Origin of the sequence: Phenylobacterium sp. Root700 (assembly GCF_001429025.1) — a bacterium.
Lineage (GTDB): Bacteria > Pseudomonadota > Alphaproteobacteria > Caulobacterales > Caulobacteraceae > Phenylobacterium.
In genome coordinates, this window is sequence record NZ_LMHT01000006.1 from 18,873 (window position 1) to 29,107 (window position 10,235).

General features: G+C 68.4%; 13 protein-coding genes. 7 read left to right on the top strand and 6 right to left on the bottom strand.

The genetic code is table 11. The features are described from left to right. Nucleotides 1-138: 138 nt before the first annotated feature. Together ASE02_RS02130 and ASE02_RS02135 are read left to right on the top strand one after the other, a co-directional pair. Complete coding sequence (locus ASE02_RS02130; RefSeq protein WP_056730699.1) at nucleotides 139-1,023, top strand: diacylglycerol kinase family protein; 885 nt, start codon at nucleotides 139-141, stop codon at nucleotides 1,021-1,023. Further along, nucleotides 1,020-1,802 carry a metallophosphoesterase gene (locus tag ASE02_RS02135; protein WP_235536576.1) on the top strand — a complete coding sequence of 261 codons (783 nt, stop codon included), beginning with the start codon at nucleotides 1,020-1,022 and terminating at the stop codon, nucleotides 1,800-1,802. Before ASE02_RS02130 ends, ASE02_RS02135 begins: the two co-directional genes overlap by 4 nt. A 53-nt stretch (nucleotides 1,803-1,855) precedes the next feature. Here the strand turns inward: ASE02_RS02135 and ASE02_RS21915 are convergent, their stop codons facing one another. From ASE02_RS21915 to ASE02_RS02150, 4 genes are all read right to left on the bottom strand, one after another. Further along, on the bottom strand, nucleotides 1,856-2,029 hold the full coding sequence (locus ASE02_RS21915; protein WP_082601832.1) for a DUF1328 domain-containing protein: 174 nt from the start codon (nucleotides 2,027-2,029) through the stop codon (nucleotides 1,856-1,858). Between the two features lie 63 nt (nucleotides 2,030-2,092). Continuing rightward, nucleotides 2,093-2,728, bottom strand: a complete 636-nt coding sequence (locus tag ASE02_RS02140; RefSeq protein ID WP_056730701.1) for a superoxide dismutase — start codon at nucleotides 2,726-2,728, stop codon at nucleotides 2,093-2,095. 74 nt (nucleotides 2,729-2,802) lie between these two features. After that, a complete protein-coding gene (locus tag ASE02_RS22200; RefSeq protein WP_056730702.1) occupies nucleotides 2,803-3,195 on the bottom strand; it encodes a hypothetical protein in 393 nt (130 codons plus the stop codon). Next, nucleotides 3,192-3,512, bottom strand: a complete 321-nt coding sequence (locus ASE02_RS02150; protein ID WP_056730704.1) for a DUF883 C-terminal domain-containing protein — start codon at nucleotides 3,510-3,512, stop codon at nucleotides 3,192-3,194. The genes ASE02_RS22200 and ASE02_RS02150 overlap by 4 nt, the downstream gene beginning before the upstream one ends. A gap of 192 nt (nucleotides 3,513-3,704) precedes the next feature. Here ASE02_RS02150 and ASE02_RS02155 point away from each other — a divergent pair, with 192 nt between their 5' ends. Beyond that, nucleotides 3,705-5,120: an HWE histidine kinase domain-containing protein gene (locus tag ASE02_RS02155; RefSeq protein WP_056730706.1), complete on the top strand. Its 1,416-nt coding sequence runs from the start codon at nucleotides 3,705-3,707 to the stop codon at nucleotides 5,118-5,120. On the opposite strand, the gene ASE02_RS02160 is transcribed toward ASE02_RS02155, so the two are convergent. Further along, complete coding sequence (locus tag ASE02_RS02160) at nucleotides 5,117-5,914, bottom strand: alpha/beta fold hydrolase (protein ID WP_056730708.1); 798 nt, start codon at nucleotides 5,912-5,914, stop codon at nucleotides 5,117-5,119. The two genes, ASE02_RS02155 and ASE02_RS02160, sit on opposite strands and share 4 nt — an antisense overlap. A 118-nt stretch (nucleotides 5,915-6,032) precedes the next feature. On the opposite strand from ASE02_RS02160, the gene ASE02_RS02165 reads away from it, so the two are divergent. After that, complete coding sequence (locus ASE02_RS02165; protein WP_082601834.1) at nucleotides 6,033-6,881, top strand: carbon-nitrogen hydrolase family protein; 849 nt, start codon at nucleotides 6,033-6,035, stop codon at nucleotides 6,879-6,881. Nucleotides 6,882-6,883: 2 nt separating this feature from the next. On the opposite strand, the gene ASE02_RS02170 is transcribed toward ASE02_RS02165, so the two are convergent. Beyond that, nucleotides 6,884-8,089 carry a CaiB/BaiF CoA-transferase family protein gene (locus tag ASE02_RS02170; protein ID WP_255354007.1) on the bottom strand — a complete coding sequence of 402 codons (1,206 nt, stop codon included), beginning with the start codon at nucleotides 8,087-8,089 and terminating at the stop codon, nucleotides 6,884-6,886. A gap of 130 nt (nucleotides 8,090-8,219) precedes the next feature. On the opposite strand from ASE02_RS02170, the gene ASE02_RS02175 reads away from it, so the two are divergent. From ASE02_RS02175 to ASE02_RS02185, 3 genes are read left to right on the top strand one after another with little or no spacing between them, the layout of a single operon-like run. Continuing rightward, nucleotides 8,220-8,903, top strand: coding sequence for a fumarylacetoacetate hydrolase family protein (locus tag ASE02_RS02175; protein ID WP_056730739.1), 684 nt, complete (start codon nucleotides 8,220-8,222; stop codon nucleotides 8,901-8,903). Beyond that, nucleotides 8,900-9,541 (top strand): maleylacetoacetate isomerase, encoded by a 642-nt coding sequence (maiA, locus tag ASE02_RS02180; protein ID WP_056730711.1) that lies wholly within the window; start codon nucleotides 8,900-8,902, stop codon nucleotides 9,539-9,541. The genes ASE02_RS02175 and maiA overlap by 4 nt, the downstream gene beginning before the upstream one ends. Beyond that, the gene (locus ASE02_RS02185; RefSeq protein WP_056730713.1) at nucleotides 9,534-10,154 is read left to right on the top strand and encodes a carbonic anhydrase; all 621 of its coding nucleotides are present in this window, start codon (nucleotides 9,534-9,536) and stop codon (nucleotides 10,152-10,154) included. The genes maiA and ASE02_RS02185 overlap by 8 nt, the downstream gene beginning before the upstream one ends. Nucleotides 10,155-10,235 lie beyond the last annotated feature (81 nt).

Here is a 10,235-nt window from a genome sequence, read left to right on the forward strand (position 1 = left end):
CGTTAGGGCAGGACAAATGAACTGGAGCCCCCACATGCCCTGGCGTCGCCAAGCAGGCCGCAGCCTGCGCGATACAATCGGGGCCAAGGCCCCTCCACCGCCCTGCGGTTGTGCATCGGACGGGCGGGCCGAGCGAACATGGATGTAAGGCCGAAGGTCTCCCGCATCGAGGTGGTGGTGAACATCGCCTCGGGCAGCGTATCGACGCAGGCGCCGGATGAAATGCGGGCCCTGCTTTCCGAACTGGGGCTGACGGCCAATGTTCGCGCGCCGGAAGGCGGCGACCTGACGCGTGCGCTGCGCGAGGCGGTGGACGCCGCGCCTGACCTGCTGGTGATCCTGGCCGGTGACGGGACGGCGCGCACGGCGGCCGAACTGGCCGGTCCTGACGGCCCGCTGATCGCGCCGCTGCCTGGGGGCACGATGAACATGCTGCCGCACGCGGTCTATGGGGAGGTCCCCTGGCAAGACGCGCTTCGGGCGACGCTGGAGACCGGTCGGGAGCGCACGATCGGCGGCGGGCGGATCGACGGCCGCGACTTCCTGGTGGCGGCGATCCTGGGATCGCCGGCGCTCTGGGCGCCGGCCCGCGAGGCGGTGCGCGAGGGTAAGCTGACCCTGGCGGCGCGTCGGGCGCAGCGCGCCTGGCGGCGGGCCTTCTCCGGGCGGCTGCGCTATGCGCTGGACGGTGGTCCGCGCGGCAAGGCCGAGGCCCTGGCCTTCCTCTGCCCCCTGGCCTCCAAGGCGATGTCCGGCGACGAGCAGGCGCTGGAGGCCGCGGTGATCGATCCCAAGACCATCATGGAGGCTGCGCGGATCGGCCTGAACGCCCTGGTGTCCGACTGGCGCATCGACGCCTCGGTCCAGACCCAGCATTGCCGCACGGCCGGGGTCTGGGCGGCGGGCCGTATTCCGGCGGTGCTGGACGGCGAGCCGGCGCGCCTGGCCTCGGCGGCCAAGGTCGAGTGGCGTCCGAAGGTCGCGCGCATCCTGGCTCCGCCGGCGGTCGAGGGCGCGGCGTGATCCGTATCGCCCACCTTTCGGACATCCATTTCGGCGGCGAGAACGTGGCGGCGGTCGCCGCCGCCGCTGAGCTCATAAGCCAGGGCGGCTTTGACCTGACCATCGTGTCGGGCGACCTCACCCAGTTCGGTGCGGTGGGCGAGTTCGAGGCCGCGGCCTCATGGCTGAAGACCCTGCCGGGGCCGCTGCTGGTCTGCCCCGGCAATCACGACGCGCCCTATCTGGCCTGGTGGGAGCGGTTCTTCGCGCCGTTCGGCCGCTTCGAGCGCCTGATCGGCCCGGCCCAGACTCAGACCCATGTGGCCGATGGTTTCGTGGTGCGCGGCCTGAATTCCGCGCGCGGCGTCCAGCCGCGGGCCAACTGGTCGAAGGGACAGGTCTCGCGCCGCCAGACCCGGCAGGCTGGGGACTGGCTGTGCTCAGCCCCTGACGCGAAGCTGAAGATCCTGGTCTGCCATCATCCGCTGACTGAAATGATCGGCGGCCCGATGACCGGACGTGTGTGGGGCGGGACCGCCGCCGCCCGGGCCTTGGCTGAATGCAGGGTCGATCTGGTGCTGACGGGGCATATCCATGCGCCGTTCGCCTGGCCCTATCCGTTCGGCGACGGCAAGACCTATGCGGTCGGCGCGGGCACCCTGTCGGTGCGCGAGCGCGGCGTGCCGGCCAGCTTCAACATCATCGAGGCCGACGCCCAGGAAATCCGGGTCGTCGCCCAGGCGTGGGAGCGGTCGCACTACACGCCGTTCCGGACCTGGTCGCTGGACCGCAGACGCTAAAACGCCCGCCCCGGTGACGGGGCGGGCGCTTCAGTCTTAAGGTTTTCAGGCCACTACAGCGCGCCGCGCCCTCGAACCATGTGCATGACGAGGGAAACCACGAACAGCACCAAGAAGACGAAGAATAGAATCTTGGCGATACCGATCGCGGCGCCTGCGATAGAGGTGAATCCCAATACACCGGCGATCAAGGCGACCACCAGAAAAGTTAAGGCCCAACCGAGCATGTCGTTCCTCCCAATCTGTGTCCGGTAAGAGGAACGTCCTTAAGCTTTGGTTGTTCCAGAATTCTACGCGGGCTTCGGATAGGCCCAGACTTCGCCCTCGCCGCGGGCCGCTGCGTACTGGTCGGCCGCGAAGCCCCAATGGGCCAGGGCGTCGAACCAGGCCTTAAGGAAGGCCTCGCGGTCGTTCTTGTGATCCAGGTAGTAGGCGTGCTCCCAGAGGTCGCAGACGATCAGCGGCGTCTGGCCCTTGTTCGGCAGCAGGTCTTCGCCGTCGTGGGTGTCGACGATCTTCAGGGTGTCGCCCTCGGCCGCCAGCCAGACCCAGCCCGAACCGAAGTGGGCCACGCCGGCCTTGACGAACTCTTCCTTCAGCTTGTCGAGGCCGCCGAAGTCGCGGTCGATGGCCTTGGCCAGGTCGCCGTCCGGCGTCTGTTTCGTGGGGGACATGCACGCCCAGAAGAAGGCGTGGTTCCAGGACTGGGCGGCGTTGTTGAACAGCTTGCGGGACTCGGCCTTGCCGGCGGTCTCACGCACGAGGTCTTCGAGGCTGGCGGGCTTTTGGCCCTTTTCCTCGAGAATCTGGTTGGTGACGTCGACATAGCGCTTGTGATGCTTGTCGTGGTGCAGGTGCATCGTGGCCTTGGAGATCACCGGCTCCAAAGCGGCGTGGTCATAGGCGAGGTCGGGCAGTGCAAACATAAGACATTCCTGGGGAGGGGAGGTGGGCCGGAGCCCGCAGTCCCATGGAAACCCCGAGCGTCCGGTTTGGTTCGCTATTTCTTGGAGGCGCGTCCGGCCATTACGGCCGATATCACCGCGGCGGTGATCTTGGGGTTCTTCAGGGCGACCGCCGCGGCGGCGCCGATGGCCCCCACCGCGACCCAGGGCTTGTCCCGAACCAGTTCGAACATCCGCGAGGTCAGGTCGCGTTGCTCCTCCTGCTTCAGGGCGTGGGGCGAGGGGTTGGCCTTGCCCAGCAGCATGGCCGCCAGGACGCCCATCACCGCCAGCGCGACGGCGGCGACGGCGGCCGCGCCCCAGGCCGGCCCGACCACGGGGACGAGGGCCGCGTTCAGGGCCAGCGCCAGGAAGACCACGCAAACCACCGCCGCCGCGGCGAGCGCGGCGACGGCGGTGGCGTAATAGATCGCCTTCCTCAGGATCAACGGTTACGGCCGCTGGCCAGCAGGATACCGACCAGCAGGCCCACGCCGAGCGCGGCGCCGGCGGCGACCAGCGGGCGTTCCTTCACGCGCTCGACGACATAGCGCTGGGCTTCGTCGAGGTGTTCGCCGGCGTTGTCGGCATAGGTGCGCGATTGGGCGCGGATCTGTTCCATGCCCTCGGCGACGACCTTTTCGAAGCGCTTGGCGGCGTCATTGAAGCTGCGTTGAGCCTCGCCGGACAGCTTGGCGGCGGAGTCGGCGACCGAGCTGGCGGCGGCCAAGGCTTCATCTTTGTATTCGGAGGCGTTGGTGGCCATTTCGGAGTCTCCAAGTAATGCGGTCAGGCTCAAGAGGTTGTCTTGAGGATGGCATGTGAGCCTTGCCGGAACGTCAAAGACAATAGGCGGTTCCAGGGCGTGCGGAAAGCCGTTTGGGACGCGTCTATCAAAACAAGGCATACAACTTGTGGTTCCTGTCGCTTCCGCTCGAACCCAGCTTTATGGTCACGTATGGCGACGCCAGCCGCTGAATCGAACCTGGACCGTGAGCGCCTAGAGTTGGCGCTGCAATCCGCACGCCTGGGTGAATACGAGTGGGATATGGTTCGCGACGTCCTGCACGTCAGCGAACGCATGGCCGAAATCACCGGACTGCCGGCCGGCGAGACGCCCGCCGACAAGGGCGCGCTGCTCTATCGGGGGGTGCATCCCGAGGATCGCGAGAAAACCCGCAAGTACATGGAAGCCTCGATGCGCGCCGAGGGCCGCTTCGAGACCGAGTATCGGCGGATCCGCGAGGACGACGGCCGTATCGTCTGGGTGCGTTCCTCGGGCGTGCTGGTCAGCGATGAGAACGGCCGGCCGGTGCGGGTCTGCGGCGTAACCCAGGACGTCAGCGACCGCCGGCTGGAGGAAGACCGCCGCCGCGCCCTGATGTCGGAGCTGGATCACCGGGTGAAGAACGTCCTGGCGGCGGTCCAGGCCCTGGCCCAGCAGACCGCCAAGCGGACCACGTCTCTCGACAGTTTCCTGAAGACTTTCGCCGGGCGCTTGAAATCGATGGCCTCGGCCAACGAACTGCTGACCGCCGCGCGCTGGCGCGGGGCCGCCATCGCTCATCTGGCCGCCGCCGAGCTGGGCGGCATCGCGCCGGGCCAGACCCGGTGGGAGGGGCCAGAGCTCTTCCTGACGCCGCGAGCGGCCAACGCCCTGTCCCTGGCCCTGCACGAACTGGCGACCAACGCCGTGAAGTACGGCGCGCTGTCCAACGAGAGCGGCCGGGTCGATGTGCGCTGGAATCGTATCGCCGACGGCGGCTTTGAATTGTTCTGGACGGAAAGCGGCGGCCCGCCGGTTCCGCTGCCGACCCACAGGGGTTTCGGCGCCACCTTGCTTGGCCAGGTGACCGGGCGAGAGCTGAATGGCGAGGCCGAGGTCGAGTATCGCCGCGCCGGCGTGCGCGCCCGCCTGCGGGCTGGGCCGGCGGCGGTGGTCGAACGTCCCGAAACCGTGCCCGACGCACCGGCCCCGCGGCTGGCCGCCGCCGTTCCCCTCGTCAGCGGCTCGACGGACCTGCGCGGGGCGCGGGTCCTGATTGTCGAGGACGCGGTGCTGCTGGCGCTGGAGCTGGAGACCGGGCTCTCCGAGGCCGGGGCCGAGGTGGTCGGTCCGGCCTATGAACTGTCCGAGGCGATGACCCTGCTGGACGGCCCCATCGACGCGGCCGTGCTGGACGCCAACCTCAACGGTCTTTCGGTCACGCCGGTGGCCGAGGCCTTGGCGGCTCGGGGCGTGCCCTTCGTATTCGCGACCGGCTATGGCGAGGCGGGCGGCGCGCCGCTCGGTTTCGATGCGCCGGTGATCCGCAAGCCCTACGACGTGACCCAGGTGGCCGCCGCCGTCGCCGCGCTGTTGGCCAAGAGCTAGCGCGTCAGAAATTCGATCATCGCCGGAACCGCCGTACGGTCCTGGATCATGAACAGGTGTCCGCCGTCGAACATCCGTAGCTCGGCGCCGGGGATGCGAGCGGCCATGCGCTCCTGAGTTTCGGGCAGGGCGACGCCGTCATAGCGTCCGCCAGCGATCAGGGTCGGGACCGCGATCTGCGGCAGGCGCTCCCAGGTGTCGTGGGCGGCGCGCGCCTCGAGCTGGCGCTGGGCGCCTTCGCGGCGGCCGGGCTCATCGGCGAAGGGATCGGCCGAGGTCAGGGCGATGACCTTGGCGTAGGTCTCGGGATTGGCGCTGGCCCAGGCGTCGTCGCGCCGGGTGTCGGAGATCGGCGTCAGGTGTTTGGCCCTGGCCTCTCCGGTCAGGTGGCCGATCTCGTGGAAGGGATAGGAGGCGCCGCCCGCGCCGCCGGGCGAGCTGCAGGCCAGCACCAGGCGGCGGATCTTCCGGGGATGCCGCAAGGCCAGTTCCTGGGCGACCATGCCGCCGAACGAAACCCCGACCACATGCGCCGCGTCCCAGCCCTGGGACTCCATCAGCGCCGCGGCGTCATCGGCGTAGTCGGTCATGCTGTAGGGTAGGTCCGGCTTATCTGAACGCCCCAGGCCGCGCTGGTCGTAGGAGATCATGTCGAAGGCCCGGGCCAGCGGACCATCGAACTGGTTGGGCTTGTTGCGCAGGTCGCCGCCGGTGCCGGAGATGAACAGCAGGCGTTCGCCCGATCCGGCGCGTTCGAAATAGAGCGAAAGGCCGTTCACGGTCGCGACGGGCATTGAGCGGTTTCCCCCTGGTTGTCGCCATGGGGCGGCGCCTTGGACGCCCCGGTCAACCCGGCTTTGCATTGACAGGCCGCTTGGCGCCCCGAAGTCTCGGTGTCGATCGGGGAGGAATATGGACCAGATTCTGCGCGTCGCTGTCGGCCAGAGCCAGGTCGGTCTCGATCACCACGCCAATGGCCGGGAGGTCCGCCGGCTGATGCGCCAGGCGGCCGATATGGGCGCTCAGCTGGTGCAGTTCCCGGAGGGCGCGATCTCCGGCTATCCGTCGGGCGAGGGCAAGGTGAGGCTGGCCGGATGGGCCGTCGACTGGGCCGGCCTGAAGGCGGAGCTCGAGGAGACCGCGGCCCTGGCCGCCGAGCTTTCGATCTGGGTGGCGGCCGGCGCTAACCATCGGCTCACCGCGCCGAACCGCCCGCACAACAGTCTCTACGTGATCGACGAGGCCGGCGCCCTGGCCGCTCGCTATGACAAGCGCCGGCTCTCCCATACTGAGGTCACCGGCTGGTACACGCCAGGGCTGGACCCGGTGATGTTCCAACTCGGCGGCTTTTGCTTTGGCCTGTCGCTCTGCATCGAGATCCAATTTCCAGAACTGTTCCTCGACTACGCCGCGCGCGGCGCCGACGTCGTCCTGTTCTCCAGCTTTTCGGAAGACCCGATGTTCGGGGTGATGGCCCGGGCCTACGCCGCGGCGACCAACTGCTGGTTCGCGGTCAGCGTTCCGGCCCAGTGCAGCCCCGCGATGGCCTCAGGCGTGATCGGCCCGCACGGGCGATGGCTGGCGCGCTGCGCGGATGATGGAAGCTCGGGCGTCGTGGTCGCTGATCTGGATCGGAACGCACCTCACCTGGACGTGGCGCTCAACAAGGCCAAGCCTTGGCGCGCGCTCGCCCGGCGCGGCGAGATCTACGCGCAGACGCGGGTGGACGACGTGCGCAGCGACGCTCGCGGCGAATTTTAGGATCAGACCACGCCCTTGGCCCGGAGCTCGGCGATGGCCTCGGCGGTGAGGCCGGCGCCGGCCAGCACCTCGTCGGTGTGCTGACCCAGCTCGGGGCCAGGCCAGCGGACCGCGCCGGGGGTCTCCGACATCTTGGGGAAGGCGTTCTGCATCTTGATCTTGCCGAACACCGGATGGTCGGTCTCGACGATCGACTCCCGCGCCTTGAACTGCTCGTGCTCGAGCATGTCGGGCGCGCGGAAGATGCGGCCGGCCGGAATGCCCTTGGCTTCCAGCAACTCCAGCAGCTCGTCCAGTGATTGGGTCTTGGTCCAGGCGCCGATGATCTGGTCGAGTTCGGATTGGTTGGCGCCGCGCGCCGCATGGTCGACGAACTTCGGATCGACGGCCAATTCGGGCCGGCCCATGGTTTCGCAGAGCCGGGCGTAGACGGTGTCGCCATTGCCGCCGATCAGGATCATCTCGTCATTGGCGCAGGGATAGACGTTGGACGGGGCGATGCCGGGCAGGACCGAGCCTGAGCGTTCGCGGACGTAGCCGGTCAGGTCGTATTCGGTGACCAGGTTTTCCATCACCGCCAGCACGCTCTCATAGAGGGCCGCGTCGACCACCTGGCCGCGGCCGGTGCGCTCGCGGGCGTGCATGGCCATGGTGATCCCCATGACCGCATGCATGGCGGTCAGGCTGTCGCCGATGGAGATGCCGGCGCGGGCTGGCGGGCGGTCCGGCTCGCCGGTGACGTGGCGCAGGCCGCCCATCGCCTCGCCGATCAGGCCATAGCCGGCGCGGGTGGCGTAGGGGCCAGTCTGACCAAAACCGGAGACGCGGGCCATGATCAGGCGCGGGTTGCGGGCGGCCAGGGCCTCATAGCCCATACCCCATTTTTCCATGGTGCCGGGCCGGAAGTTCTCGATCAGCACGTCGGCGCCGTCGATCAGGGTCTCGGCGATGGCGCGGCCCTCGGGCGTGCGCAGGTTCAGGCCGACGGACTTCTTGTTGCGACCGATCACCGGCCACCAGGGCGAGAGGCCCTTGGGCAGGCTGCGGCCCCATTGGCGCATCGGATCGCCGACCTTGGGGTCCTCGATCTTGATCACGTCGGCGCCGAAGTCACCGAGGATCTGACCGCAGAACGGCCCGGCGATCAGGGTGCCCATCTCGATGACCCGCAGGCCCTTCAGCGGGCCTTCGTTAGCTGCATCCGTCACGTCTGGCCCCTCTTGGAGATCTGTTCGCCGCTTCGCTTGGACCGTCATGACCCCGCGTCTGTCAATGCTACAGGCGGGGCTGCAGGCGGCGGGGGTTCACAGGATGGGCCTGCGGGCGTATGGCGGCGGTATGACCGCCTACGTCCTGCCGCCGCCCGCGCCCACCGTCGCGTCTGTCGAGGGGGAGGCAGGCGTTTTCCCCGTTCGGCGCATTCTCTGCGTGGGCCGCAACTACGCCGCCCATCGCAAGGAGATGGGGGGCGATGACCGCGACCCGCCGTTCTTCTTCGCCAAGCCGGCAGACGCCCTCGTCGCGCCGGGCCAGGCCGTGCCCTATCCGTCACGGACGGCGAACCTGCATCACGAGATCGAACTGGTGGTGGCGCTGAAAAGCGGCGGCCGCGATATCGCCGTCGAGCAGGCGCTGGAGCACGTCTACGGCTACGCGGTCGGCGTCGACCTCACGCGCCGTGACCTGCAGAACGCCGCCAAGGACAAAGGCCACCCCTGGGAGGCCGCCAAGGGCTTCGACGCCTCGGCGCCGATGTCGCCGATCCGCCGCTGGGACGGGCCGCCGCCGCAGGGCCGCATCGCCATCACGGTGAACGGGGAGCTGCGCCAGGAGGGCGCGGTCGCCGACATGATCTGGAACGTCGCCGAAATCATCGCCGAGGCCTCCAAGCTATGGACCCTGGCGCCCGGCGACCTGATCTTCACCGGCACGCCGGAGGGCGTTGGTCCTCTCGTGGTCGGCGACGTCGTGACCGGCGAGGTCGAGGGTGTGGGCAAGCTGAGTTTCGAGGTGACCGCATGACATTCGTACTGCACAGCGCCTGGCGTGCGACGGCTCCGTACCGCGTGCGTATCGGCTTGGCCCTGAAGGGCGTGGCCTACGACTATGCGGCCGTGGACCTGATCGCCGGCCAGCAGCGCGAGCCGGCCTATCGCGCCGTCAATCCTCAGGGCCTGACGCCGGCGCTGGACATCGGCGGCCAGGTGCTGACCCAGAGCCTGGCGATCCTGGAGTGGCTGGAAGAGACCTATCCCGACCCGGCCATCCTTCCGCAGGCGCCGCTGGACCGCGCGACGGTGCGCTCCATCGCCGGGGTGATCGCCTGCGACATCCATCCCCTGAACAACACCAGGGTCGGCCGCGCCCTGAACAAGATGGGGATCGACAAGGACGGCATCCTGGCCTGGACCCAAGGCTGGATCATCGACGGCTTCACCGGGCTGGAGCCGGTCATCGCCAAGCACGGCAAGGGCTTCGCCTTTGGCGACCAGCCGACCATCGCCGACTGCTGCCTGGTGCCCCAGGTCTATTCGGCGCGCCGCTTCGAGGTGGACCTGACCCCGTTCCCCGCGATCCGCGCCGCCGCCGATCACGCCGCCCAGCATCCCGCCTTCGCCGCCGCCCATCCCGACAAACAACCGGACGCCGTCCATGCTTGAAGACCTGAAAGAGAACAACCGCATCTGGGCGGCTGGAAAGCTCTCTGTCGATCCGGGGTTCTTCAAGCGCCTGGTCGCGCAACAGAGCCCGGAATATCTATGGATCGGCTGCTCCGACAGCCGGGTGCCGGCCAACGAGATCGTCAACCTCGATCCGGGCGAGCTGTTCGTTCACCGCAACGTCGCCAACCTGGCCCCGCCGCAGGACGCCAACTACCTGTCGGTGCTGCAGTTCGCGGTCGATGTGTTGAAGGTGAAGCACATCATGGTGGTGGGCCACTATGGCTGCGGGGGCGTGGCCGCCGCGGTGGACGGTAAGCGCCGGGGGCTGGTCGATCACTGGCTGCACCCGATCCGCGAGGTCTATGCCGAGAACCGCGTCGAGCTGGAGGCGCTGCATGACCACGAGCGCCTCGACCGGCTGATCGAACTGAACGTCGTGCGCCAGGTGCGCAACGTCGCCTCCGACGTCTTCGTCCAGGACGCCTGGGCGCGCGGCCAGGACATCTGCGTTCACGGCTGGGTCTACTCGATCGCCAACGGGCTGGTGACGGATATGAACTGCGCGATCTCGGGGCCCAAGGCCCTGGAAAAGATCATCGACGAGAGCTGAGACCTAGATGCTCCCCCGCTGGGGGAGCTGTCGGCGAAGGCCGACTGAGGGGGACTTTGACTGCTGAGGCCGCAAGCCCCC